Annotated in this window: 30 protein-coding genes; 17 read left to right on the top strand and 13 right to left on the bottom strand. The window is 54.4% G+C overall.

The annotated features are described in order from the left end of the window. Positions 1 to 3: 3 nt before the first annotated feature. Entirely contained in the window at positions 4 to 240 is a 237-nt protein-coding gene (locus tag ACT3UM_RS04250) for a type II toxin-antitoxin system Phd/YefM family antitoxin (protein WP_498896419.1), read from the bottom strand. A 217-nt stretch (positions 241 to 457) separates the two neighbouring features. Here ACT3UM_RS04250 and ACT3UM_RS04245 point away from each other — a divergent pair, with 217 nt between their 5' ends. Then, complete coding sequence (locus ACT3UM_RS04245; protein WP_498896417.1) at positions 458 to 769, top strand: BrnT family toxin; 312 nt, start codon at positions 458 to 460, stop codon at positions 767 to 769. Further along, positions 744 to 1,016 (top strand): BrnA antitoxin family protein, encoded by a 273-nt coding sequence (locus tag ACT3UM_RS04240; protein WP_498896415.1) that lies wholly within the window; start codon positions 744 to 746, stop codon positions 1,014 to 1,016. Before ACT3UM_RS04245 ends, ACT3UM_RS04240 begins: the two co-directional genes overlap by 26 nt. A gap of 49 nt (positions 1,017 to 1,065) precedes the next feature. On the opposite strand, the gene ACT3UM_RS04235 is transcribed toward ACT3UM_RS04240, so the two are convergent. The 7 genes from ACT3UM_RS04235 to ACT3UM_RS04205 form a co-directional block, all read right to left on the bottom strand. Continuing rightward, on the bottom strand, positions 1,066 to 1,524 hold the full coding sequence (locus ACT3UM_RS04235) for a hypothetical protein (RefSeq protein ID WP_498896414.1): 459 nt from the start codon (positions 1,522 to 1,524) through the stop codon (positions 1,066 to 1,068). Between the two features lie 35 nt (positions 1,525 to 1,559). Further along, complete coding sequence (locus ACT3UM_RS04230) at positions 1,560 to 1,781, bottom strand: addiction module protein (protein WP_498896412.1); 222 nt, start codon at positions 1,779 to 1,781, stop codon at positions 1,560 to 1,562. A gap of 132 nt (positions 1,782 to 1,913) precedes the next feature. After that, positions 1,914 to 2,333, bottom strand: coding sequence for an SH3 domain-containing protein (locus tag ACT3UM_RS04225; RefSeq protein ID WP_498896410.1), 420 nt, complete (start codon positions 2,331 to 2,333; stop codon positions 1,914 to 1,916). Next, positions 2,320 to 2,898, bottom strand: coding sequence for a hypothetical protein (locus ACT3UM_RS04220; protein ID WP_498896408.1), 579 nt, complete (start codon positions 2,896 to 2,898; stop codon positions 2,320 to 2,322). Before ACT3UM_RS04220 ends, ACT3UM_RS04225 begins: the two co-directional genes overlap by 14 nt. Positions 2,899 to 3,101: 203 nt before the next feature. Then, positions 3,102 to 3,578, bottom strand: a complete 477-nt coding sequence (locus tag ACT3UM_RS04215) for a transposase (RefSeq protein ID WP_498896406.1) — start codon at positions 3,576 to 3,578, stop codon at positions 3,102 to 3,104. A gap of 189 nt (positions 3,579 to 3,767) precedes the next feature. Next, positions 3,768 to 3,875 (bottom strand): hypothetical protein, encoded by a 108-nt coding sequence (locus ACT3UM_RS04210; RefSeq protein WP_498896405.1) that lies wholly within the window; start codon positions 3,873 to 3,875, stop codon positions 3,768 to 3,770. 72 nt (positions 3,876 to 3,947) lie between these two features. Next, positions 3,948 to 4,505 carry a TetR/AcrR family transcriptional regulator gene (locus tag ACT3UM_RS04205; RefSeq protein ID WP_498896403.1) on the bottom strand — a complete coding sequence of 186 codons (558 nt, stop codon included), beginning with the start codon at positions 4,503 to 4,505 and terminating at the stop codon, positions 3,948 to 3,950. Positions 4,506 to 4,593: 88 nt separating this feature from the next. Here ACT3UM_RS04205 and ACT3UM_RS04200 point away from each other — a divergent pair, with 88 nt between their 5' ends. Both ACT3UM_RS04200 and ACT3UM_RS04195 read left to right on the top strand, forming a co-directional pair. Continuing rightward, positions 4,594 to 5,337, top strand: a complete 744-nt coding sequence (locus ACT3UM_RS04200; protein ID WP_498896401.1) for an SDR family NAD(P)-dependent oxidoreductase — start codon at positions 4,594 to 4,596, stop codon at positions 5,335 to 5,337. Positions 5,338 to 5,508: 171 nt separating this feature from the next. Continuing rightward, positions 5,509 to 6,273, top strand: coding sequence for an alpha/beta hydrolase (locus ACT3UM_RS04195; RefSeq protein ID WP_498896399.1), 765 nt, complete (start codon positions 5,509 to 5,511; stop codon positions 6,271 to 6,273). A 358-nt stretch (positions 6,274 to 6,631) separates the two neighbouring features. On the opposite strand, the gene ACT3UM_RS04190 is transcribed toward ACT3UM_RS04195, so the two are convergent. The 3 genes from ACT3UM_RS04190 to ACT3UM_RS04180 form a co-directional block, all read right to left on the bottom strand. Further along, on the bottom strand, positions 6,632 to 8,101 hold the full coding sequence (locus ACT3UM_RS04190; protein WP_498896397.1) for an NCS1 family nucleobase:cation symporter-1: 1,470 nt from the start codon (positions 8,099 to 8,101) through the stop codon (positions 6,632 to 6,634). 30 nt (positions 8,102 to 8,131) lie between these two features. Next, positions 8,132 to 9,490, bottom strand: coding sequence for an NCS1 family transporter (locus ACT3UM_RS04185; RefSeq protein WP_498896395.1), 1,359 nt, complete (start codon positions 9,488 to 9,490; stop codon positions 8,132 to 8,134). A gap of 166 nt (positions 9,491 to 9,656) precedes the next feature. After that, positions 9,657 to 10,421, bottom strand: a complete 765-nt coding sequence (locus ACT3UM_RS04180) for an aspartate/glutamate racemase family protein (RefSeq protein WP_035585342.1) — start codon at positions 10,419 to 10,421, stop codon at positions 9,657 to 9,659. A 309-nt stretch (positions 10,422 to 10,730) separates the two neighbouring features. Between ACT3UM_RS04180 and puuE the strand changes: the two genes are divergently transcribed. From puuE to ACT3UM_RS04150, 6 genes are all read left to right on the top strand, one after another. Then, positions 10,731 to 11,669 carry an allantoinase PuuE gene (gene puuE / locus ACT3UM_RS04175; RefSeq protein ID WP_498896393.1) on the top strand — a complete coding sequence of 313 codons (939 nt, stop codon included), beginning with the start codon at positions 10,731 to 10,733 and terminating at the stop codon, positions 11,667 to 11,669. 22 nt (positions 11,670 to 11,691) lie between these two features. After that, a complete protein-coding gene (locus tag ACT3UM_RS04170; RefSeq protein ID WP_498896391.1) occupies positions 11,692 to 12,567 on the top strand; it encodes a MurR/RpiR family transcriptional regulator in 876 nt (291 codons plus the stop codon). A gap of 339 nt (positions 12,568 to 12,906) precedes the next feature. Then, entirely contained in the window at positions 12,907 to 13,761 is an 855-nt protein-coding gene (locus tag ACT3UM_RS04165) for a transporter substrate-binding domain-containing protein (RefSeq protein WP_498896389.1), read from the top strand. An 8-nt stretch (positions 13,762 to 13,769) separates the two neighbouring features. After that, positions 13,770 to 14,447, top strand: coding sequence for an amino acid ABC transporter permease (locus tag ACT3UM_RS04160; RefSeq protein ID WP_035585336.1), 678 nt, complete (start codon positions 13,770 to 13,772; stop codon positions 14,445 to 14,447). Continuing rightward, a complete protein-coding gene (locus tag ACT3UM_RS04155; protein ID WP_498896386.1) occupies positions 14,444 to 15,100 on the top strand; it encodes an amino acid ABC transporter permease in 657 nt (218 codons plus the stop codon). The genes ACT3UM_RS04160 and ACT3UM_RS04155 overlap by 4 nt, the downstream gene beginning before the upstream one ends. Beyond that, entirely contained in the window at positions 15,081 to 15,809 is a 729-nt protein-coding gene (locus tag ACT3UM_RS04150) for an amino acid ABC transporter ATP-binding protein (protein WP_035585332.1), read from the top strand. Before ACT3UM_RS04155 ends, ACT3UM_RS04150 begins: the two co-directional genes overlap by 20 nt. A gap of 11 nt (positions 15,810 to 15,820) precedes the next feature. On the opposite strand, the gene ACT3UM_RS04145 is transcribed toward ACT3UM_RS04150, so the two are convergent. After that, a complete protein-coding gene (locus tag ACT3UM_RS04145; RefSeq protein WP_498896384.1) occupies positions 15,821 to 17,269 on the bottom strand; it encodes a YfcC family protein in 1,449 nt (482 codons plus the stop codon). A gap of 322 nt (positions 17,270 to 17,591) precedes the next feature. Between ACT3UM_RS04145 and ACT3UM_RS04140 the strand changes: the two genes are divergently transcribed. The 7 genes from ACT3UM_RS04140 to ACT3UM_RS04110 all read left to right on the top strand — a co-directional run bounded on the left by ACT3UM_RS04140 (position 17,592) and on the right by ACT3UM_RS04110 (position 23,640). Continuing rightward, on the top strand, positions 17,592 to 18,422 hold the full coding sequence (locus tag ACT3UM_RS04140) for a bifunctional allantoicase/(S)-ureidoglycine aminohydrolase (RefSeq protein WP_498896382.1): 831 nt from the start codon (positions 17,592 to 17,594) through the stop codon (positions 18,420 to 18,422). A 9-nt stretch (positions 18,423 to 18,431) separates the two neighbouring features. Further along, the gene (locus tag ACT3UM_RS04135; RefSeq protein ID WP_498896380.1) at positions 18,432 to 18,920 is read left to right on the top strand and encodes an ureidoglycolate lyase; all 489 of its coding nucleotides are present in this window, start codon (positions 18,432 to 18,434) and stop codon (positions 18,918 to 18,920) included. Positions 18,921 to 19,024: 104 nt separating this feature from the next. Then, the gene (pyk, locus tag ACT3UM_RS04130; protein ID WP_498896378.1) at positions 19,025 to 20,509 is read left to right on the top strand and encodes a pyruvate kinase; all 1,485 of its coding nucleotides are present in this window, start codon (positions 19,025 to 19,027) and stop codon (positions 20,507 to 20,509) included. Further along, positions 20,487 to 21,281, top strand: a complete 795-nt coding sequence (gene modA, locus ACT3UM_RS04125; protein ID WP_498896376.1) for a molybdate ABC transporter substrate-binding protein — start codon at positions 20,487 to 20,489, stop codon at positions 21,279 to 21,281. The genes pyk and modA overlap by 23 nt, the downstream gene beginning before the upstream one ends. 13 nt (positions 21,282 to 21,294) lie before the next feature. After that, entirely contained in the window at positions 21,295 to 21,963 is a 669-nt protein-coding gene (modB, locus tag ACT3UM_RS04120) for a molybdate ABC transporter permease subunit (protein ID WP_144811436.1), read from the top strand. Further along, positions 21,956 to 23,104: an ABC transporter ATP-binding protein gene (locus tag ACT3UM_RS04115; protein ID WP_498896373.1), complete on the top strand. Its 1,149-nt coding sequence runs from the start codon at positions 21,956 to 21,958 to the stop codon at positions 23,102 to 23,104. Before modB ends, ACT3UM_RS04115 begins: the two co-directional genes overlap by 8 nt. Positions 23,105 to 23,106: 2 nt before the next feature. Further along, positions 23,107 to 23,640, top strand: a complete 534-nt coding sequence (locus tag ACT3UM_RS04110) for a DUF192 domain-containing protein (protein WP_144811430.1) — start codon at positions 23,107 to 23,109, stop codon at positions 23,638 to 23,640. Here the strand turns inward: ACT3UM_RS04110 and ACT3UM_RS04105 are convergent. Beyond that, complete coding sequence (locus ACT3UM_RS04105; RefSeq protein ID WP_498896371.1) at positions 23,637 to 24,497, bottom strand: DMT family transporter; 861 nt, start codon at positions 24,495 to 24,497, stop codon at positions 23,637 to 23,639. The two genes, ACT3UM_RS04110 and ACT3UM_RS04105, sit on opposite strands and share 4 nt — an antisense overlap. Between the last annotated feature and the right edge of the window lie 302 nt (positions 24,498 to 24,799).

The following is a 24,799-nucleotide window of genomic DNA, read 5'->3' as shown; positions in this document are numbered from 1 at the left end:
GCGCTAGGGCTTAACGTTGCACTCAGCCAAAGGGGTATTCATCCCCTCGCGAATAGATTCCCGCATACCGGGTACGGAGAGCAAATAAAGTGTTTCCTGAACAGCTGACCAATCTTCTTCGGATACTAAGACGGCGCTGTTCCGCTTCCCCATAATAACGATTGGCTGGTGAGATTCGGCAGTTTCATCAATCAACTGGTAAAGATTGCTGCGCGCCTCAGTGGCTGTGGTTCTAGTCATGGCGCACCTCCTTCCTGTTTAGCTTTTCACCAAGTGTAACTTTTCAGGTAAGAACGTCAAAGCGAACGCAATGCCCGGTTTGCCTAGCGAATTTTTGATAGATCAAATAACCATAGCCTAATTCTAGACAGGCAACGTAAAAGCTATGCTTGGAGTCTGTGTGCCTACATTATTTAGCACCTGTTGACGCCTGTGTATATGCTGATAATATACAATTATGATCAATTGGGCGCATGTCACTGGCTTTGACTGGGATGCAGGCAACTCTCGCAAAAACGCAGAGAAGCACGGCGTCAACCAATCCGAAGCGGAAGAAATTTTCTTTAATGAGCCGCTTCTGGTGCTGGAAGATCCCAAACACAGCCAGACAGAGGCCCGTTTTCATGCCCTTGGTGAAACAGATGATGAGAGACTGCTCCACATCACGTTCACACTGAGGCAGAACGGTACGCTAGTTAGGGCGATCTCCGCTCGCGACATGCACCGAAAGGAGAGGGCTGTTTATGAGCAAGCTAAAAAAGATGCCTGAGTTCAAGAATGAGGCCGAAGAACGAGAATTCTGGGAAATCCATGATTCCTCCGACTATTTGGACTGGAGCCAAGCAAAATCTGTTTCTTTCTCGAAGCTGAAGCCCTCAACCAAGACTATTTCACTCCGCTTGCCGGAAACCCTGCTTGATCGGATCAAAATCGAAGCTAACAAGCGAGATATGCCCTACCAGTCACTGATCAAGGCTTGGCTTGCGGATGACGTGAACGACAGTCGCCGAAGCTGAGGTGCTAATGCCAGCGGCGAGATGTTAGGAGAGCCCCCTTGCCTGCTGTTTAGACTTTGAATGTATTGTGTACATGGTTCTCAAGAAGGAACTGTTGAAATTCCCATTGATGACTCAATCGATCCTTCTTTCTTGGACGCGCTGTTGGGTCGGTGTACATATACAAGTGAAAACGGCCACCAGAGCGCTGCTGCGCGATTTCCTCAACCTCAGAATGCGTCATTAGCCAGACCTGTTCACTTGATAGGTCAACGAAAGCAACCAACTCAGCGGGAGAATCCTCGCGTAGCCACCAATCTAAAGCTGCCTTACCTGAACCACCTCCTGGTTTTGCTTTATGGTTGGTCTTCACTTGTATTGTTCGGGCGTCTCCATCTTTGGGCGAGAACGCAACGAGATCAACGCCAGTGTCTGTGCTCATTGGAGCAGATTCTATTCCGCACAAAAGGAGACGGTACTGAACTAAAAGTTCACCGCATTTGCCTATTTGAGCTTTGGATAACTCCATGACACTCCCAAAAATCTAAGCCTGGAATTCAGCCATTACGAGGGACGCTTCAGTTGGCCTTTAATTTCTTCCCATGACACCCCTTGAACTTTGCCAGTCTCAAGCTCATCGAGCCGCTGTTCGGCAAAAGAGAGCCAAACAGCATCGCCCCCTTCATCTTGCTGAGTTTCAAGGCCAGAAATCAGACAATGGGCAAGTAAAGCTCGATCATGGGCTGAAAACCCTTTTGTCTCTTGAATGACTTGTTCGAGTCTCATGGTCGTGGAGCCTCTTTGCATTAGCAGATTTACTCTTTAATCCTAGCATGCCGGCGACGGGAGGGATAACGGCATAACGCCTGCAATAAAACGGCGTGAGGAACGAGCGTCCGAGCGTATTTAATGGCTTGGTTATGCATTGCCTAGGCACTCATTTGGCACCCAGCCTGCACCTTTAGCTTTGTGCTCTACCCAACACCATTGGCAGTGCTCATACTTGACACTGAGTCGTTCACCCGGATCGACATCCAACTCTTTAGCTGAGTAGAATTTAACCGCAACTCCGCTAGCACCATTTTCAGATAGCTCAATATATTCGAGCGGTGCCCAGCCGACACGGCTTTTTTTATCGGTAATTTTCACCCAGCCGGCATATTCCGTATCTCGTTCTCCAACCAAAAGCCTATCTCCGGCTGCAAAACTGACCGGATTCGGGTAATTTGATCTGTGTTCTCGAACCACAACTACTTCAGGCATATGTAGGCTTTGTAATGAAGGCGCAGCCGCAACGAAAAAGCGGTCGCTGTGCCTGCGATTGTTAGGGCGATGCATAACCAAGAAGCTCCATATCCAATTTCCTTGGTGTCGATAGTGCACCTAACCTTGGCTCAAACTCAAAGTCACGATAATGCAAGCAGCGATAACAAAAAGCCGAATATGCTTGGTCATACTCACCGGGGACTTCAAATCGCTTTCTTGGCAGTCGGCTCCTGAGCTCCTTGTTTGCTATGGAATCATAAATAAAAACTGATCTAGGCGCATGAAAATGAAGATATTTTGATGCGAGGGAACGCTTTTCAATACCTGTAGCACTGGCAAAAAGGTCTGTAAGAATTTTATGTGCATTCAAGACAATAAATATATTATCAATTGTCGGTCGATTAATGTTTTTAAGGTCATTAATTGCGGCATCGATACCCGAGCCAATTAATATTTGCGCTGCATCTACAATATTAAAATCTTTCCCTGCCTTTCGTTCAATACTAGCCGAGTAAGAGCGGCCAATTACCCAAAGCTTGCCGACAACTGTATCGACACTATCATGCAATGGTCTCTCGGAGCACATCCGATAGAGAACTTCATTTCCCCAACCTGAGTAGTCTTCAGCATACTCCATAATAGTCTCTAAGCTCTCTAACGAGGCTGTAGAAAAACCCGATTTTGAGCCATCTCTACCGCCTGTGATCCTAATTTATTTACCCAGCCAGTCATCTGGCTGGATAATATTAATATCGGTATTCAGCCACTAAAGTGCGCGCCTAACGCCAGTTAAGAGGACTATTCGGCTCTTATGTAGCGACTTATCTCGCTCATAGCCCTTCATGACGCGGCCAAGTGACCATAATTCGCTAACTTCTCAATATTGTGCACCAGACAGTAGAGCTTCCACTGACCTTGCACCTTCTTCTTGCCCCGCAAGCTGAAGCGGCTTAGCCTTTTCGTCGTACCAATGTTGCCGAATACCGGCTCTACGACTGACATGCGATGACTGTAAATTTCTTTGCCCTTGGGGCTATCGACTCGGTGCTTCATCCAGTCAGTGTAATTAGGTAAGCGATTGTTATCGATAATAAAAGATACTTGTTGCCCTGCGCCTTTGCGATGGTCGGCTGAACTCGGGTTCTGCATGCATCGGTATTTCTTTGGGCAGTGCCGACATTGCAGCAAGCGCCCTTCAAAGTGTATCCGGGTCTTGCCATTGTCCGTTTCTCGTTGCCCGCGATAGGACAGTTTTTCGCCGGTTGGGCAGATACACGTTTGCTTTACAGGATCAAACTGGAATGCGCTAGCTGGCATCGTCTCTCGCCAGCTTTTGTCCGGCAGGTTCTGATGGCGCTAGTCTCAATCAGGTACAAAGATCCCTGGCTGGAGCTGATCGTGCTTATAGGGCTTAAAGCACGGCATGTTGACCACTCCTCGTCTGTTTTCTCGATCCTACCAAAACTTAGCCGTCAGTGGGTTTTTTCTACAGCCTCAACGCCCAGCTCACCAGCGGCCAAACCAAAGTGCTTTTTTGTGTTGAGTAATTTCAGAAAAATTAACTTGATCGACAAGAATTAAAGGCGTGCCGTTCTCGTCTAGCGGGTACTCCATTCCTCTTGAATGAAGGTATTCCCAAAAGTCGACTTTGCTGGAGCTTTAAAGGGTCGTTATCTAAATCGGCGATCAACCTTTTACGCTTACGCCATTCAGGAACAAGTCTACCAGATGCCCAATACGCGATTTCGATGAACGGTCATTTTCGATTGCGATGGAAATCGCCGTTACCACGTAAATGAAATCCTCGTAAGTGACATCGCGGCGGATGGCACCTGCTTCCTGTCCACGCTGAAGCAGCCGATGCCCTTCTGCAGTGATCGCATTACACCCAGGCGTACCGCATTGGATAATAGTCCCAATCGAAGCAGCAAGGCTCTGGTAAATGCTCATGTTCCTAGCAAGTTCTTCAAGATAAGCGCGTACCGCGTCACCTGGAGTGAGATCTGAGTCGCGTGCACGGCTGGTCTCCGCCAGCGACAAGAAACGCTCATTGCTCGTCGCGGCCAAAAGTGCCTCGCGCGTGGGAAAGCGACGATAAAGCGTACCTATACCGACGCCTGCGCGCTTGGCAACTTCCTCCAGCGGAACCCCCGCTCCTTTTTCCAGAAAAAGCTCCTCGGCGGCAGTAAGGATAAGTTCGCGATTTTTCTGTGCGTCAGCCCGGAGGGCAGGTTCATTACTCAATTTTTTTCCTCTTTCGCTTGTTAAATGGAGTCTACCTCCATATATTAAGTGGAGCAATGCTCCACTTATTTAAAAAAGGTACTAGAAAATGACGAAGCGTTTTGAAAACAAAGTTGTGGTGATAACGGGAGGCAGCGACGGCATCGGCCTCGCAACGGCGAAACTGTTCGCCATCGAAGGTGCGCACGTTTACATCACAGGGCGTCGGCAAGAACTACTCGCCGAGGCGGTGAAAGAAATCGGCCACGGGGCGGTCGGCGTGCAAGGCGACGTCACCAACTCTGCCGACGTCGCTCGGCTCTACGAACGGATCCAACGTGACCACCAAAAGGTCGATGTCGTGTTCGCCAATGCGGGCATTTACGAGGTCATTCCACTCGATGCGATCGAGGATAAGCATTTCGACTCGACCTTCAACGTCAATGTGAAAGGCATGGTGTTCACTGTGCAAAAAGCACTACCGCTGATGACAGCGGGAAGTGCTGTCGTGCTCAACGGCTCCATTGCTGGCAGTAAAGGCCTGCCAGGCCAGTCTCTTTACAACGCCAGTAAGGCAGCAGTGCGCTCTTTCGCTCGAAGCTGGACGAATGACCTTAAGGAGCGAGGCATCCGCGTGAACGTGGTTTCGCCTGTTGGAACAGAAACTCGACTGATAAGGAGCTACCTTGACTCGCAACCGGAAGTCGAAGAGGCACTAAATAAAAGCGTTCCGCTTGGGCGGTTGGGGGAACCGAACGAGATAGCACGAGCAGTCCTATTCCTGGCATCAAGCGAGAGCAGCTTTGTCGCTGGACATGAACTTTTTGTCGATGGCGGTGCAGCCGCAGTTTAGTCCCCGGGCAAGTCTCGTTCAGTTCTCAAGATATTGGAGTCAGATGAAGATTAGTTCTCAGAGTAATTGCAGTAATTTTCATTTGCCCCCCTTCTTCTCCAATGTGGAGGGACCCTCCATATTGAAATGGCATACTCACACCGATTTCAATTCTCAATAGAGGTAGTCAACATGATCAATCTCCGTACTCTAACCTTGTCCGTAAGCGTCACGCTAGGCGCCATAATTGCGCTGCCGGGCATGGCTATCGCTGACGTAAAGAACATCGTTCTGGTTCACGGCGGAAACGTCGATGGCAGTACTTGGAGAGGGGTTTACGACCGACTGACTGCCGAAGGCCTAAAAGTCACAGTTACTCAACTGCCAATGACATCCGTCGAGGATGACGTCACGGCGGTCCAGCGAAGCCTGGACGTGCAGGACGGCCCGGTGCTGCTCGTGGGGCATTCTTATGGCGGCGTGGTTGTAACAGAAGCCGGCATCGACCCAGACGTCAAAGGTCTCGTCTACGTCACAGCCTTCCAGCCTGATATCGGGGAAAGCGGCGGCGACCTGCTAGCCTCAGCGGCCAGCGATTTCACGGCCGACAAGCTGACGGTCTCCGACGATGGCTTTCTTTTGGTCAATGACGACGCGTTCCTCTCCTTGGCAGGTAACGGTCTTTCAGAAGAAGATGCACTCTTTTTGGCAAGATCCCAAGCATGGGCCAACGCGGGGAATCTTGCTCACAAAGTTACTTCTGCAGCATGGCAGGATAAACCGAGCTGGATGACGGTCGCTACCGAGGACCTTCTCATCTCACCGGAGTTGCAGCGCCGAATGGCCGAGCGTGCCGGTTCGATAGTCATTGAGATCAAGAACGGCCATATGCTGCCGATGACGAGCCCCGATGAGGTGGCCGAGGTGATCGCGCAGGCCGCCAAGGCGGTGAACTAGTCCAGCCCTCCCGTGCGGATCGCGACAGCGGTTCGCACGCTTCTCCCTTTACACAAGATCATCGTTTTAGTAGATATTTTCATCTGACCCAAGCTTCAAACGCAGTAAATAAAGCAGCTCCGTATCCCGTTACTGACGTAATCAAGATGGCTGCAGTTATTATATGAATTCAGGCAAATCGAAAATATCTCATTTTGCTGAGTTTTGAGACCGCAAAAATACGTTGCTTGGTACCGCCATGGGAGTTTGTCAGCAGGTTCCAAATCAGCCGCGCCAGCCTGCGCCACAAAAAAAGCGCCATCGGCAAAACCGATGGCGCTTGTATGAGCTTTTAATCAGCTAGTTACGATCCATTTGTCTACTGTTGAGCCAATGCAGGCGCAGCCTTAAACTGCCGCATCAAGCCGTAGTAGAACAGTCCACCTAAGCCTGCACCAATCAGCCAGCCGTAGCCGCCCAGGCTGGAGAGCGCGGGCACTAACACGGTAGAGAGCGAGAACAGCGCGGCACCACCAAAAGCGATAAGCGCGCGGGTGTTCCAGCCGTTTACGTAATAGTAGGCGCTGCCCGGTGCTGATGAGAATAGCTCCTGCATGTTTAAGTGCTGGCGCTTAATCAGGTAGTAGTCGACCACGATAATGCCATAGAAGGGCGCGACGACGGCACCTAACGCATTCACAAAGCCGGGTACGCCGATCTGGCTGATCACTGAAAGCCATAGCGCACCGACAAAGAACGCAATCACCGCGGTAATCAGGCCGCCCATCTTAAAGCTGATTTTGCTGGGGAAGAGGTTGGCCAGGTCGTAGGCGGGGGGAATAAAGTTGGCCACCAAGTTGATGCCCACCGTGGCGGCAAAGAAGGTTAGCGCGGCGACTATTGTCAGCGGCAATGAATCCACTCGCTCAACGATATCGGCGGGATTGGTTAGCGCTTCGCCAAACAGTACCAGGGTGCCTGCGGTAATAATCAGTGCGATAAACGAGAAGAACGCTACGTTAAGCGGCAAGCCCAGCAGGTTGCCCAGCTTCATCTGGCGCTCGGTTTTTACAAAGCGGGTGAAGTCGCCGAAGTTGATTACCACCGCCGCGAAATACGCCACCATGGTGCCGACAATCGCCATAAAGGCGGCGATTGAGCTGCCGCTGGTTTCACCATCGCCGCTAAAAATAGTGCCAATAGCGGGGATTAGCTCACTTCCCGCCTGATACCAAACGATGATCATCAGCACCAGCATCACCACGTAGACCAGCGGGCCTGCCCAGTTGAGAAAGTGCTTAATGCGCTCGATGCCCTGCCAGAAAATGGCGATTTGAAACAGCCACACAATCACAAATGACACCCAGGCCACGCCGGAGAGCCCCAGGAAGGTGCTGCCATTGCCTGCGCCAAAAAATGCCGTAATCAGCAGGGTGACGGCGGTGGAGGCGAAGTAAGTCTGCACGCCGTACCAGAAAATCCCCACGATGGCGCGCAGCATCGCGGGTAGGTTGGCGCCGCGCACCCCCATGCTGGCGCGCACCATCACCGGAAAGGGAATGCCATATTTAACGCTGGGTTTGCCGGTAAGGTTAACCAAAAACATCACGATCACACCGGCCAGAATAATCGCTGCCATCACCGCCCAGCCGTTCAGGCCGTAGGTTAAAAACAGCGAGGCGGCCAGGGTGTAGCCAAACAGGCTCTGGATATCGTTAGACCAGACGTTGAATATCTCAAACGCCCCCCAGTTACGATCCTGGGGTTTAAGCGGCGCCAGATCCTCGTTATAGAGTGTGGGATCAATATGTTTAATATCCAGGTCACTAACGTCGTTGCTCTCTTTCATTGTATTGGCTCGCAGGTTGGCTAAATGGGGTTACTGGCTAAAGCGCTGGCAGGGTGCCCAGTACTTCATTAACAGGTAGTAGCTCACGCCTGCGGGTATCAGGCTGGCGTACCACGAGATCGCCGAGAAAGAGAGCGCCGCCGCAATACCGATCGCGGTGGCAATAAACGCAGCTAGGTTTACGCCCTGGTAAGGGCCGTTGACGTCATACAGTTTGTCGATATCCAGGGTGCGGCGGCGAATCACATAATAGTCCACCACCAGAATGGCGAAGATCGGGCCTAGAAAGGCGGAGTAGGTCTGCACAAACAGCTGCAGGCCCGCCGCGGAACCTGGCTGCACCAGCTTCCAGGGGAAGGTGGCGAAGGCCAGCAAGCCTACGATCACCGTGGCCACCGAGAACTTGATCTTAAACACGTCCATCAGCACATAGGTCGGTGGCACTACGTTGTTGAGCACGTTAGTAGTCACCTGGGCGAAGGCGATGAACAGCAGGGTGGTCATTAACAGCGGGGTGTTGTCCACGGCGTTGGCGAACACCTGGATAGGGTCGGCAGTGCCGGTGGCCTCGGAGACCATATAGCCAATCAAACCCATAAACAGCGTGCAGGGCAGAATCGACATGGCGTAAATGGTGGTCAGCAGACTTTGGGCGGTGCCCTTTTTATGCTCGCGGGAGTAGTCGCTAACGTTGAGCATCATGGTGCTGTAGATGCCCAAGAACAGCATGGTCGCGCCCCAGAACGGCATGCCCCAGGAGCCTTCCATGGTCAGCAGGCTGGCGGAAAGCTCATCGCCATAGCGCTGCACCGTGGCGTAGAACATATACATCAATGAGGCGAGGATAAAGGCGCTGCCGATATTCTCTAACCACTTGATGCCCTGAAAGCCCATTACCGACAGGCCAATTTGCAGAAACTGGAAGGTAATAAAGTAGAAGATAAGGTTGTCGAAACCGAACAGGGTGGCCGACACCATATTGAGTGCCCCGGCGCCAATCCAGCTTTGAAAGCCGTACCACACTACCGCAGGCACCGCGCGCACTAAGCCGGGCAGCCGCGTGCCGGTAAAGCCGAAGGCGCTGCGCGCCTGCACCATAAACGGAATGCCGTACTTGTAGCCCGCGGCCCCGTTAATGGCGAGTGCTATACCGATCACAAAGCACCCGATGGCGATGGCCAGGGTGGCTTGTAACAGGTTTAAGGTGCCGACCACGCTTGAGCCCATGGCGAAGGTGCCAATGGAAACGCAGCCGCCGAACCAGGCCAGAAAATAGGAGCTACGCCCCATAATCCGGGTGTGTTGCGGGGCTAAGCTCTCCGCCCCTATTGCTTTTGATCCAGCATCGGATCGGTCGTCTGACGCAAGAGCCGAGGTTGAAGCGCTCATGGTGTCGTCCTCGCAAGATTATCGGTTTTATTAATCCCCGATTTAACATCGGGAAACGCTTGCGGCGTGGCGTGCTATTGGACGTTCGTGTTTCTTAATTTTTTGTTATTAAATGTTTTTTTTTGAGTCATGGTTTTTTGAGACGTTGTTTTTAAGACACAGTTTTTTAGAGCGTTGATGGCTTAAGCGGTAGCGCAAGGTCAGTAAGCCCAGCAAACTTGCCGGTGAACGCTTTCGGCCTTGGGTAGGCGAGATCACCGTGCTTGCTGGTATACAGACCTAAACCGACTAGCGATTCCGCCAGTTTTAGCGCAGCGCTAACACCTTCCACTACTGGTAGGCCGACTTCGCGGCTGATCTCCTGGGTCAAATTCGCCATGCCGCCGCAGCCCAGAACGATGGCGCCAATGCCGTCTTCATCCCGGGCGCGGCAGCACTCTTCAACAATGCGGGTAAACGCCGCTTCAGGGTGGTGCTCAAGATCCAACACCGGAATTTCCGCAGCGCGAATGCGGCGGCAGTGGTGGCTAAAGCCGTACTGCTGTAGCAAGTGCTCGGCAATAATGCCGGTGCGACCCAAGGTGGTCACAATAGAAAAACGGGTGCTCACCAGGGTGGCAAGATGAAAAGCCGCTTCGGCAATGCCAATCACGGGTGCGCGGGTGAGTTCGCGGGCAGCGAGCAAGCCCGGGTCGCCGAAACAGGCCACCACGTAGGCATCGATGCCGCCTTCACGCTCGCCTTTAAGCACCTCTTCGGCAACCCCTACCGCGCTGATCGCTTCGTCAAAATGGCTTTCTATCGAAACCGGGCCCGCGTCAGGCTGTGAAGCGCTGACCGTGGTGCCAGGCCCCGCCTGCTGCTGTGCTGCCTGACCCATAGCAGCGGTCATGGAGGCCGTGGTGTTAGGGTTAATGATGCGTATATGCACGTTGAACAATCCGTATGTAAACAATATAAAATTTCTTGTATACAAAAATAGGGCGGTTTCTAGCCTTATGCAAGCCTCTAAACGTGAATAGACGATAAAAATGTCCCGCTAAAAGTTTGACCAATTGTTCAGGATTCAACAGCTTAACGATGTTTTAACTTAGAAACGCTATGAGTGTCAGGGGATTAGCGTTCGGCCGCGTTGCGGTTCGTTATTAATCTCGCTATTTTGTATACAAATAATTTTCTGTATCGCTGGGCTGCTCATTCGCCAGTGACGAGCCAGAAATAGGCATAAAAGGAGCTAGCTATGTCGTCATCCTCTAAGAGCCATTACCCACGCGACTTAATCGGTTACGGGCGTAATCCACCCCACGCCAATTGGCCCAACAAGGCCAAAATTGCCGTTCAGTTCGTGCTCAATTACGAAGAGGGGGGCGAGAACTGTGTGCTGCACGGTGACTCAGGCTCCGAGCAGTTCCTGTCAGAAATCATCGGCGCACCGGCTTATCCTGATCGCCACCTGAGCATGGAGTCGATCTACGAATACGGCTCTCGCGCCGGGGTATGGCGCATTCTGCGCGAGTTTGAGAAGCGCGACCTGCCGCTCACGGTGTTTGGCGTGGCCATGGCGCTGGAGCGCAACCCGGATGTCGCCATGGCATTTAAAGAGCTAGGCCACGAGATTGCCTGCCATGGCTACCGCTGGATTCACTATCAGGAAGTCTCCGAGCACGTTGAGCGGCAACACCTTCAACAGGCCATGGAGATTTTTCAGCGCCTCTACGGCGAAAAACCCCAGGGTTGGTATACCGGCCGTGACAGTCCCAATACTCGGCGCTTAGTTCTGGATGAGGGTGGTTTCCTTTACGATAGCGACTACTACGGCGATGATTTGCCTTTCTGGACGCAGGTGACTGATAGTCAGGGTAGTGAGCATAACCACTTAATCGTGCCTTACACTCTGGACAGCAACGATATGCGCTTTGCCGCGCCGCAAGGTTTTAATACCGCGGATCACTTCTTTACCTACCTGCGTGACGCCTTTGATGTGCTTTACGCGGAAGGGGAGGAGGCGCCGAAAATGCTCTCTATCGGTATGCACTGCCGGTTATTGGGGCGGCCAGGGCGTTTTCGCGCGTTGCAGCGCTTTTTGGATTACCTCGAAACCCATGACCGGGTGTGGGTGGCCCGGCGGGTCGATATCGCCCGCCACTGGGCGGAGCACCACCCGCCATCAACCCGCTAATCAGACAGCTCAATAGGATGTTATGACGCCGCATATCGGACAGCGAATTACCGCCCAGTTTGACGCGCTAAGTGCCCAGGAGCAGCGGGTGGCGAGCTTTATCCTCGATCACTTTGATGATCTAGCGGTGTACAGTGCCGCTGATTTGGCGCGCCTGACCGGGGTTTCCAAATCGACCGTCAGTCGCCTGTTCAAGCGGTTGGGGTTTGAGAGCTACCGCACCGTTAAAGACCACGCCCGCCAGCTGCGCAACCTGGGGGTGCCGTTGGTGATCGATGCCAACGCCATGCAGGATGAGGCGGGGGCGCCGTTTCAGCGTCACTTGCAGCGCGAGCAGGAAAACCTGCAGCGCTGCTTAAACGGTATTGCCGCAGATCAGTTTTCAGCGTTGGTAGAACGCCTGGATAGCGCGCGCCATGTGGTGGTGATCGGGTTTCGTAATAGCTACCCGTTGGCGCTGCATTTTCGTCAGCAGTTAATTCAGGCGCGCACCCAGGTGCGGGTGGTTCCCCACCCTAACCAGTCGTTAGCCGAAGAGATTGTCGATTTAACCGAGCAGGATGTGGTGGTGCTGTTTGGTTTCCGCCGGCGCCCAGCGGCGTTTGCTGCGCTGATCAATGCCCTTGAGCGAACGCCTGCCAAGGTAGCCTTGCTGGCTGACCCCACCGCGGTCAATTTTGCCTCACAGGTAACATGGTTTTTTGAAACACCGCTGGAAAGCCTTTCGGCGTTTGATAGCTACGCCGCCGCCAATAGCTTGATCTGCCTGATTGCCAACGGCGTGCTGCACCGTCGCCTTGCAGAAGGTCGTGAGCGTATCAGCGCGATCAGCGATGTTTACGCTGAGCTTAGTGAGTTGGAAGCGCCGACTATGAGTGTGGATTGGAATGCGCAGTAGGTTCTTTACTCTAGCATGGTGCAACGCCCCTTTTGATGGATGAAAACTGCACCAAGACGTTGCACTTATTTTTATTCAAACTATCCTCCCGATGCGGTTTCAATGGCATTGCGGCTACGCATGCCCGCTAAGCTACTGTTATAAAAAATCTTAGTGACTTCTGGTATCACGATTGCTTTTAGGTGATCAGGTGAAACGAAAGTTTCTTTGTTAGATTTTATGCAACAAAGCTTTCATTCGCTTTGCTTCCATTGCTCAGACCACCACTGCTAATTATTCAGCGAATTGTCTCTAGCAAAACCAAGAGTTTGCAGAACATGCGCCTGCCAGGAGAGCTTTATGAAATCGTTATCACACCGCCTTAATCACTCCCTTACCCGTCGCTTCAAGTCTCTACAGACTAGCGTTTTAGCCACGGGGCTGAGTGCCGCAGTCGCTCTGGGTGCGTTCGCCACCAGCCCCAGCGTTCAGGCGGATGCCCTTGAGGATATCGAATCTCGAGGCACCATCCGTATTGCTGTACCGCAGGATTTTCCGCCGTTTGGCTCGGTGGGTACCGACCTTGAACCGCGTGGCTACGATATCGATATGGCCAACTACCTCGCTGACGAGATGGGCGTTGAACTTGAGCTGATCACCGTTACCAGCGCTAACCGGATCCCCTATCTGCAGACCGGTCAGGCGGATTTAGTGATCTCCAGCCTGGGTAAGAACCCGGAACGCGAAGCGGCGATCGACTTTTCAGACGCCTACGCGCCGTTCTTCTTAGGTGTGTTTAGTGCTGATGAAGATGAAAGCGTGGATGGCCCAGAAGGCTTAGCCGATAAAACTATCGGGGTCACCCGCGGTGCCGTTGAGGATATGGAGCTTTCTGAGATTGCCCCCGACTCCACTACGGTGCAGCGCTTTGAAGATAACGCCACCACCATCTCTGCGTTTCTGTCTGGCCAGGTTGATTACGTGGCTACCGGTAACGTCGTTGCCGCTGAAATCGCCGAACGCAATAGCGACCGTGCGCCCTCGCTGGTGTACCAACTTAAAGATTCACCTTGCTACGTGGGCATGAACAAGAATGAGCCTGCACTAATGGAAGAGGTGAACCGCCTGATTGCCCAGGGGCTGGAAGATGGCACCTTAAACGAGATGTCTCAGCGTTGGTTCAGCGCCGACCTGCCTGAAAACTTCGGTAGCTGAGGGTTACCATGGGGCCAACACTCGATTTTCTTACCCTGTTGCCCTATGTCAGTGAGCTTCTCAAAGGTCTTACCACCACGGTCATTTTGACCGTGGTGACGACCTTGACGGGGCTGGCACTGGCAGTGGCAGTAGCGTATTTACGCGTAAACGCGCAGCCATGGGTGCGCTGGGGGCTCGGCGGCTACGTCGAATTGACCCGCAACACGCCCTTTATCGTGCAGCTGTTTTTTATCTTCTTCGGGCTTCCCGGGCTCGGCATCAAAATCGATGCTATCACCGCGGCCTTTATTGCCATGACGCTTAACCTGGCCGCCTATAGCGCCGAGATTTTACGCGCCGGTATTAGCGCCACGGCGAAAGGTCAGTTGGAGGCCGGACGGGCGCTGGGCATGACCACATTGCAAAGCTATCGCCATGTGGTGCTGGTGCCTGCTTTTGCGCGGGTTTACCCGGCACTGATCAGCCAGTCGATTATCGTCATGCTGGGCTCGGCGGTGGTGTCGCAGATTTCGGTATTTGATCTGACCTACGCGGCTAACTTTATCCAGTCGCGCAACTTCCGCAGCTTCGAAGTCTACCTGCTGATCACGCTGGTCTATTTGCTCCTCGCCTTCGGCATGCGGCGCAGCTTTATGCTGGTGGGCAAGCGGGTATTCGCCTATCAGCAAGGAGAACAACGATGATTGAGTTCACCTTCTGGGATATTTTGCGCAACCTGTTGCTGGCGGCTCGCTGGACGGTTGTGCTGTCGCTGATTGCCTTTGTGGGCGGGGCGACGGTGGGGCTGCTATTGACCTTTATGCGCCTCTCAAGCAACCGCTGGCTGCAGCGCTTAACGTCACTCTATGTGGATCTTTTCCAGGGCACGCCGCTGCTGATGCAGCTGTTTTTGATCTTCTTTGGCGCTGCTGCCATGGGGCATCCGATCTCCGCCTGGTTGGCCGCCTCCATTGCACTCACCCTGTTTACCAGCGCCTTTCTGTGTGACATCTGGCGCGGCTGCTTGGAAGCGGTGGCTAAAGGGCAGTGGCACGCGTCACGGGTGCTGGGCATGAACTACTTTCAGACCATGCGCCATGTGATTCTGCCCCAGGCGCTGCGGCTGTCGATTCCCCCCACGGTGGGGTTCTCAGTACAGGTCATTAAAGGCACGGCGCTGGCCTCCATTATCGGCTTTGTCGAGTTAACTAAGGCGGGCACCATGCTCAATAACGCGACCTTTGAACCCTTCACCATCTTTGCCCTTGTGGCTTTGCTTTACTTCGCGCTGTGCTTCCCCCTTTCCTGCTACGCGCGCTATCTGGAGAAAAAGCTCTATGACGCTGGTCTACGTTGATAACGTTCATAAAGCCTTTGGCGACCTGGAAGTGCTTAAAGGTATTAACCTTTCGGTTGCGCAAGGCGAAGTCGTGGCGATTATTGGCCGCAGCGGCTCGGGTAAAAGTACTCTGCTGCGTTGCTTGAATCAGCTGGAAAAACACGACAGCGGCGAGATCACCATCGCCGATAAGCAGCTCGATGCGGCGTCGATGTCGCCCAAAGAGCTGAGTGAAAACGTCGGCATGGTATTCCAAAGCTTTAACCTGTTTCCGCATAAAACCGTGGGTGAAAACGTCTGTTTGGCACCGCTGGTGGTGCGCGGCGAAGCCAAGGCTGAGGTTGAGGAAATCGCTCGGGAAGTGCTTGAGAAAGTCGGCCTATCGGACAAGTACGATGCCTATCCGGCACAGCTCTCCGGCGGTCAGCAGCAGCGGGTGGCTATTGCCCGGGCGTTGGCGATGCGCCCCAAGGTCATGCTTTGCGATGAGGTGACGTCAGCGCTTGATCCTGAATTGGTTGGGGAAGTGTTGCGGGTGCTGGAAGCTTTAGCAAAAGAGGGTATGACGCTGATTCTAGTCACCCACGAGATGAGCTTCGCCCGCGACGTAGCTGACCGCGTGGTATTTATGCACCAGGGGCGCATCCATGAAGAGGGCGCCCCCGGCGAGCTGTTCAGCAACCCGCAAACGCCGGAGCTAAAGCAGTTTATCTCTGCGGTGCTCTAGTCGATCCACTTCTAGCCGGTCCACTGCGTTGCCTGGGCAAAGATAAGAAAGCCCAGGGCAATCACTACCCATACGCAAAAAAGTGGGAAGAAGAATTTGACCCACTTTTGCCATGGCACGCCCGCAAGCGCCAGAGTGGCCATAAAGTAGCCTGACGTTGGGTAGAGAATATTGCCGATGCCATCGCCAAGCTGATATGCCAGCACCGCCGTTTGGCGAGTCACGCCAATAATGTCGGAGAGCGGTGCCATCAGCGGCATGGTGACCAGGGCCTGGCCGCTGCCGGAAGGGACAATAAAATTGAAGCCCAGCTGGGCGAAGAACATGCCAATCGCGGAAAGTAGAGTAGGCAGGCCACCCACAAGGTTGCCTAGCCCAAACACCAGCGTATCCATGATCTGGCCATCTTCCAGCATCACGGCAACGCCCCGGGCGACGCCTGCGATCATGGCGCCGACCAATACATCGCGGAAGCCCTGGTTGAAGCCCGAGCATATTTCGTCGGTGTCGAGGCCCGCAATCAGGCCCACCACAATGCCCATGATGATAAACAGACCCGCCATCTCCATCATGAACCAGCCTTGCTGCAGGACGCCATAAACGAGGACTGCAAAGAAGGCGAACGTTGTGACAGCGGCCAGTTTTTGGCGAGCGGTGGCGATTAATGCAGGGCTATTATCAGCGTGTTGGTACAGCGTGCGTTTTTCGGATTCGCTCTGGTCGCGGCTCAATAGGCTGAACGAGGGCGTTTGGCGCACCCTGCGGGCGTAACGCATGACGAAAAAAATCGCCACAGCCAGCATGACAATAAACGCCATAATACGCAGCCCATAACCGGAATAGAGCGGTAGGTCTGAAAGTTGCTGCCCAAGCCCTGTGTTAATGGGGTTGAGTACGCCCGTAGTAAAGCCGACCGTGGTGGCGCAAAGCGCCACCGCTGCGGCCGTGACTGAGTCGAAGCGCAAGGCAATCATCAGCGGCAGGATGACGGGCACATAGACCAGTGCCAATTCCTGAGTGCCGATGACGGTGGCTATCAGCGCAAATACTGTCATCAAAACGGGAATAGTGAGCAGGCTCTGGCGGGCAAAGCGTCGTGTTAACTTATCCACACCTATTTCAATAATGCCGGTGCGCCTTAGCACCATAAACATGCCGCCAATCATAAAGGTGAAAAAGACGACTTCTCCGGCACTCATCAAGCCGTTGGGTATCGCCAGCATAAAGTCGACGATGCCAACCGGTGACGAAGCGATCTGCTCATAAGAGGTCGGGTCGATAGTGATGCGCCCATTCGGGCCAGGAACACGCTCGAACTGCCCGGCCGGCACAAAGTGCGTAGCTATCGCGGCCAGGGCGATAAAGATAAACAGAACCGCGTATATATCAGGGATCCGACACCAGCTTTTCTTAGGTGTGGGGCTGCCTGGGGAGGACGGAGAGGGGGTGTGTTGGGACATGCTAAGCCTCGCGTTTTAGAGCTGCCATCCAGGATGGCTGTTGTTATCAATATCGGCGGTTATAAGCGCCTGACCGAGCAACGATAGGGTTCGTGAGCGCAGCGGTTTGCGGAAGCCAATTCGTGCCGAGGATGCTGTTTGTGGACATGTTCGTATGGTTTTAGAATTATGAAACGAAAGTTTCTAAAGACGTTACTATTGGGAGGAGTGTTTCACAAGCGTTTTGCTAAAGAGCTTCGCCAAAGATCGCTTTAATATGGTTCGCTAATATTGTATACAAGATATATGTTTCTTGTTTTTGCTAAGCAATATAGGTTTAAAAATGCCAGCTACTTACTATGCCCCCACCGGCGGGCACCCGCCACAAACACAAATTACCGCCGACCGTGCGGTATTTACCGAAGCCTATGCGCTGATCCCTAAAGGCGTCATGCGCGATATCGTTACCAGCAATCTGCCGTTCTGGGAAGGCACTCGGCTATGGGTGCTGGCGCGGCCGCTGTCGGGGTTTGCCGAAACGTTCTCCCAGTACATTATGGAAGTACAGCCCCAGGGCGGTAGCGATAAACCCGAGCCAGATTCCCAGGCCGAGGGCGTGCTGTTTATTGTAGAGGGTGAGTTAACGCTTACCCTTGCTGGTGAGCGCCACACCCTGCAGCCCGGCGGCTATGCGTTTATTCCCCCCTGCAGCAACTGGCAGGTGCGCAATGAATCTAACGCGCCGGTACGTTTCCACTGGGTGCGTAAGGCCTATGAGTTTGTTGAAGGGCTTGAAGTACCAAAGGCATTTGTTACCAACGAGCAGGACATTGCTCCCATCGAAATGCCGGGCACCGAAGGGCGCTGGGCCACCACGCGCTTTGTCGACCCCGCGGACGTCCGCCACGATATGCACGTCAATATCGTGACCTTTCAGCCCGGCGGCGTTATCCCCTTTGACGAAACACATGTCATGGAACATGGGTTGTACGTGCTTGAAGGCAAAGCTGTTTACCACTTAAATCAAAACTGGGTAGAAGTGGAAGCTGGGGATTTTATGTGGCTGCGCGCCTTCTGCCCCCAAGCCTGCTATGCCGCTGGCCCAGGGCCGTTCCGCTATTTGTTGTATAAAGACGTTAACCGTCATGCTTCTCTTAAACTGTCGTCTCGCTAAGGAACTGCAATGCTTGAACTAAAAGCCGAGCCGCTAACGGCTGACGCCTTCGCCCCTTTTGGCGATGTGATTGATGCACGCACCTCCGCGTCGTTTCCCATCAACGCCGGGCGCACCCAGCGCCATCACGATCTGGCGAAGGTGGAAACCCTGGGTGAAAACGCCCATACGCTGATTAATATCTTTGTCAGCCAGCCGGTCACGCTGCCGCTAGAGCTTACCTTTTTAGAGCGCCACCCCCAGGGCAGCCAAGCGTTTATGCCGCTGCACCAGGAACGATTTATTGTCGTGGTGGCTCCGGCAGGTGAGAACATTGATCCTGCAGATGTACGCGCTTTTGTCACCGATGGCCGCCAAGGGGTGAACTACCGCGCAGGCACTTGGCATGCGATTCAATCGGTGCTGGAACGTGAAGGCGAGTTCTTGGTGGTGGACAGGGGCGGCGATGGCAATAACTGCGATGAGTTTCCTCTGGCGATCACGGTGACGTTAGCGTAGTCCAACCCGATACGTTGCACCGCTGTCATGTAGAGCGCGTTAAACTGATAAGCTAGGGTGACTAAATAGAGCCACTACACGTTAATTTGCATGGTTGGAATATTATGAACGCACTGCACTTCTCTTCGATCCGTCGTACCAAAATTGTCGCCACCCTTGGGCCTGCCAGCGACCGGAAAGGCGTGTTGGAAGCCATGCTTAAAGCGGGTGTGGATGTGGTGCGTCTAAATTTCTCCCATGGCACCGCCGATGACCACCGCCGCCGTTTGACCGAGGTGCGTGAAATTGCTGCCCAGCTAGGCCGCAGTGTCGCGGTGTTGGGTGATCTGCAGGGCCCCAAGATTCGTATTGCGCGGTTTAGAGATGGTGCCGTGGTGCTCAAAGAGGGCCAGCCGTTTATTCTTGATATGGCGCTGGATGGCGATGCGGGTGATATTCACCAGGTGGGCTGTGATTATAAAACCCTCTCCCAAGACGTCACCGCCGGTGACCGCCTACTATTAGACGATGGGCGCTTGGTGCTCGACGTGGCCCGCGTTGAAGGTCAGCAGGTGCATACCACTGTGGTCGTGGGCGGTAAGCTCTCCAACCATAAAGGCATCAACAAGCAGGGCGGCGGGCTATCAGCGCCGGCATTGACCGAGAAAGACAAAGAAGACCTCAAAACCGCTGTTGAGATTGGCGTCGACTACCTCGCCATTTCTTTCCCCCGCCATGCCGAAGATATGCTCGAAGCGCGTCGCCTGTTGGGCGAGGCGGGCAAGGAAATTGGTTTGGTTGCCAAGGTCGAGCGCGCCGAAGCTGTGGCGGATGACGCCACACTGGACGGCATTATCGAAGCCTCTGAAGCGGTAATGGTAGCGCGGGGCGATCTTGGCGTTGAAATTGGCGATGCCAAACTGGTCGGCGTGCAAAAGCGCATGATCAAACGCGCTCGCTCGCTGAATCGTGCGGTGATTACCGCCACACAAATGATGGAAAGCATGATTTCTGCGCCGCTTCCCACCCGCGCAGAAGTGTTTGACGTGGCCAACGCGGTGCTGGATGGCAGCGATGCGGTCATGCTTTCGGCGGAAACCGCTGCTGGCGATTACCCGCTGGAAACCGTGGAAGCGATGTCGCGTGTTTGTTTGGGTGCCGAGCGTGAAAAGTCCGCCCAGGAGTCCGGCCACCGTATTCATGAAGGCTTTACCCGCCCGGACGAAACCATCGCGCTTTCCGCCATGTACGCTGCCAACCACATGACGGGTGTTACCGCGATTGCCTGTATGACGTCGTCGGGCTATACGCCGCTGATTGCCTCGCGCATTAGCTCGGGCTTACCGATTGTGGGCCTGGCGCATAACCCCATCGCCCAGCGGCGTATGGCGCTCTACCGCGGCGTTGTCTCGCTGCCGTTTGATACCTCTGAAATGAGCGCCACCGAGCTAAATGGTCGTGCCCTTGAGCTACTGGTGAAGATGGGGATCTCTAAAGTCGGTGACCATGTGATCCTTACCCGCGGTGACCACATGAATGCCCACGGCGGCACCAACACCATGAAAGTGATGGAGATTAGCGACGAAAATGCTGAAGCTAGCAACCGCTAAAGCCGCTCGTGGGCTGCTGCTGGCCTGCCTGCTGCTGATTGGGTCCCCTGCGATGGCAGGGGCGCCCATTGTCGCCGCGGCTTCGGATCTGCAGTTTGCCCTCACTGAAGCCGCTGAGCAGTTTAAGCAGCAAACTGGCCATGCCCTGCGGCTCAACTTTGGCTCGTCGGGCAACTTTCGCCGCCAAATCGCCCAGGGCGCGCCTTTTGAACTCTACCTCTCGGCTGACGAACGCTACGTTCAGGCGCTGTATGAAGAGGGTTACACCAAAGACGAAGGCGTGATCTACGCCATTGGGCGTTTAGTGTGGCTGCAGCGCAGCGGGCACGATAATTTGCCCGGTCAGGATACCCCGCTAGCGGCGGTGCAAAGCGCGCTGGAAGCTCACGCAAGTGGCGCCACTGAGCGCATCGCCCTGGCTAACCCAGAGCACGCGCCTTACGGTGTGGCGGCGCAACAGGCGCTTGAGCATGCCGGGCTTTGGGAGCAAACCGAGCCGTTGCGCGTGCTAGGCGAAAATGTCTCCCAGGCAGCGCAGTTTGCGCTTTCTGACGATGCTCGCGGCGGATTAGTCGCATACTCCTTGGCGCTTGCCCCCGCGTTGAGTGAGCGAAGTGAGTACGTACTTATCCCTGAGGCATGGCACAGCCCACTACGCCAGCGCATGGTGTTGACTAACCAGGCGGGAGACATCGCTAGCGATTTCTATCAATGGCTGCAAGAAGACGAAGGGCAAGCCATTCTGCGCCGCTACGGCTTTAGCGCCGAATAATGGCTGGTTCTTAATGGATTGGTCGGCGCTTTCGGTCTCGCTTCGCCTTGCCGGGTTTACCTGCTTGATTCTTATCCCTGTCGCTATCTGGCTAGGCCGCGCGCTGGCCTACGCGCGTTTTCGTGGCAAAGGCTTATGCGAAGCGCTCGTAGCGTTACCGCTGGTATTGCCACCTACCGTACTGGGCTTTTATCTGCTGCTTAGCTTCGGTAGCGACGCGCCGGTGGGTTCTTTTTGGGCACAAATGACCGGCAACGGGCTGAACTTCACTTTTACTGGCATTCTGCTGGCCTCTCTTATCGCTAACCTGCCGTTTGCCGTTCAGCCGATTCAGCGCGCCTTTGAGCACGTTCCTCATAATCTACGCGAGGCGGCCTGGTGCAGCGGGCTTAGCCCTTGGCAAACACTGCTACGCATTGAGCTGCCGCTGGTATGGCCAGGGATTATGTCAGCAGCCGCGCTCACTTTTGCTCATACGCTGGGGGAGTTCGGGGTGATTTTAATGGTGGGCGGCGCCATTGATGGCGAAACCCGCACCCTCGCCATCGCTATCTACGATCGCGTTCAAGCGTTTGATGAACAGGGCGCGGCGCAGATGTCGGCGCTGTTGCTATTGGTATCGTTTATTACCTTGGGGCTGGTGTATGGGCTGGCCGGGCGTAGGCGGTGGGCACGTGACTGATTCGCGAATGGCAGAGCCGTTTCAAGGGCTATGCGTGGCGGTCGATCAAACGGGGCCGATTCCTCTGGCCGCCGAGTTTGCTTGCCAGCCTGGTGAACTGCTGGCGCTGGTAGGGCCATCGGGCAGCGGAAAAACCACGCTGCTGCGCACTATTGCCGGGCTTTACCGCCCCCAAAGTGGACGAGTGGCGTGCGCGGGCGACGTTTGGTTTGACGCTGAGGGTAAGCATTCACTCTCGCCGCAGAGTCGGCAGGTAGGCATGGTGTTTCAGGACTATGCGCTGTTTCCCCACCTTACTGCCGCGCAAAATATTCAGCTCCCTCTGCGCCATTTAGCCCAACCGCAACGCCGTGAGCAGGCGGAGCAGTGGCTTGCCAAGGTGCGCTTGGAAGGGCTGGGTGAGCGTTACCCGAATGCGCTTTCCGGTGGTCAGCGCCAGCGAGTGGCGTTGGCCCGCGCTTTGGCCCGTGACCCCAAGGTGCTGTTGCTGGATGAGCCGTTTTCGGCGGTGGATCAGGTTACCCGTCGGCGGCTGCAGCGCGAGCTGGCGCTGCTGCGCCAGCAGATCGACATTCCGATTGTGCTAGTGACCCACGATTTGGAAGAAGCCTCCGCGCTAGCCGACCAAATTTGTGTGCTGCACAACGGGGTAAGCCTTCAGCAGGGCACCCCCGAAGCGCTATTTAGTCGCCCTTCATCACCGTTAGTCGCGCGTTTGTTGGACCGCCACAATTTGTTTGAAGGCGTGATTGTGGAGGTGGAAGGTGAGCGACGGTTGCGGTGGGGTGAAAGCTGCCTGGAAGTCGCCGATGGGCTCAACGGTTTACCTTTGGGCGAAAGTGTCACCTGGTATTTGCCGCCGTCAGATATTGTGCTTCACCGCCGTGACCGCCCATCCCAGGGTGAGCGGGAAAATCCGATCACGGCCACGGTCAGTGAGTTGGTGGTGTTGGGTGGCATTACGTCAGTTTCATTGCGCGCAGACCATGGTGATATGTTACGTTTCGATATCGCCACCCATGCCGCACGGCGCAATCAGTTAACCTGCGGCGCTGTGGTGAACGTTTCGTTACTGGCGGCAGGCATTCACCTGATGCGAGGCCACCGAGTTCGCGCAGATGCGCATGATAAAAGGAAGTAAGCATGGATCCCACGCGTCGCACGCTGCTTAAAGCATCGTTACTATTACCGCTGGCGGCGCTGCTGCCGATGTCGCTACTCAGCTCGTTGGCTTGGGGGCAGGCGTCAACGAAAGAGATGCAAACGCTGGCGCTGGCTATTCACAGCGAGGGCGGTCCGCATCGTTTAGACGTTGAAGTGGCAGAAACGACGCCTCAGCGTCAGCGTGGCTTGATGGAGCGTGAGAGCTTGCCCGAAGAGCGCGGCATGCTGTTTCGCTTTGAGAGCGAGCAGTCGGCCAACAACGCTTTTTGGATGTATCGCACGCTGATCCCCCTCGATATTGCCTTTATCGGTGGCGACGGGCGCATCGTGGCGATCAATACCATGCAGCCCTGCGAATCCTCCTCGCCGAGTGACTGCCCCTCTTACCCGGCGGGTGCGGCTTACCATTCAGCGCTAGAGGTCAATGGCGGCTACTTTGCCGAGCGCGGTATCAAAGTGGGCGACTGCGTATCGATTCCTGACGAAGCCGGTTTCTGCCAACCTACCGATTAAGCAGGCCGTGGTCGGCGGCGAAACTTGAGCACAATCAGAGCGATACCCGCGACCACTAAGCCGCCGCCCACCAGTTTATGCACGCCTAGGCTGTCGCCCATCAACAGCGCACCTAAGCCGACTGCCAGTACCGGTACGAGTAGCGTCATGGGCACCACGCGATTAACCGGGTGGCGGCGCAGCAGTGCGTACCAAATCCCATAAGCAACAATCGACGACATCACAGCGGTGTAAATCACCGCCCCCCAGCCTAACCAAGTTGCCTGCTGCATCGCCTGCCACTGACCGCTCTCAAACAGCCATGAGCCTAGCGCTACCTGGGGCACCGCAAACAGTGCCATCCAGCCTGCCAGCGCCATGGGCGCAATCGGCGGGCCGCGCTTGATCAATAGCTGTGATACTGCCCAGCCCATGGCACTACACAAAAGAATCGCCAGCGGGAGCGGAGAGGGTAACGTTGGCCCGCCAGCCAGCACGACGACCCCGGCAAAAGAGAGCAGCAGCCCGGCGATACGCTTGGGCCCCAGCTTCTCTTTCAGAAAAATTACCGCCAACAGCGTGGCAAAAGGCGTCCCCATTTGTACCAGTAGCGCGCCGGTACCCGCCTCAGCGTGCTCCAGGCCAATAAACAGCAGAGCAAAGTGCAGGCTGCCAAAGGTTACCGAGAGCAGCAGCAAAAAGGGCAGTTGTACCCGCGCCACAGGGTAAAACGGCACCAGCAGCGCCGCGACGAGCATAAAACGCAGCGTGGTCATCAACAGCGGCGGTAACTCCGCCACGCCGACCTTAATCACAATGATATTCAGCGCCCAAATGGCGATCACAAACAGGCCGAGCAGTAAATCGCGTAGTGGCACGTTGATGTCCGTTGGTAGAGGGAAACGATAGCCATTGTACCAGTTTGGCCGACGGCAAAAATAATAGTGCTATGAGTAGCTGTTAGGCATCGCTGCTGTTTGATACCAAAGTATTAGGTTTTACTTTAATAGTCTATATGTCGTTTATAACCAATTGGTTGTGAATTAATTTGTGAGGATGTTCAGTTCTTTTGGGCATCTTTTAAGCGGTAAAGCAGACGGCTGACTTGCACATTTAATTAAGATGATCTAAAAAAATGTAACCGATTACATTTTTGCATCGGCGCTTTCACAACCTATAA

Source organism: Halomonas sp. AOP13-D3-9 (assembly GCF_052379125.1).
Taxonomy (GTDB): domain Bacteria; phylum Pseudomonadota; class Gammaproteobacteria; order Pseudomonadales; family Halomonadaceae; genus Vreelandella.
Note: the sequence above shows the minus strand (reverse complement) of the source record. Positions and strands in the feature narration are given on the sequence as shown.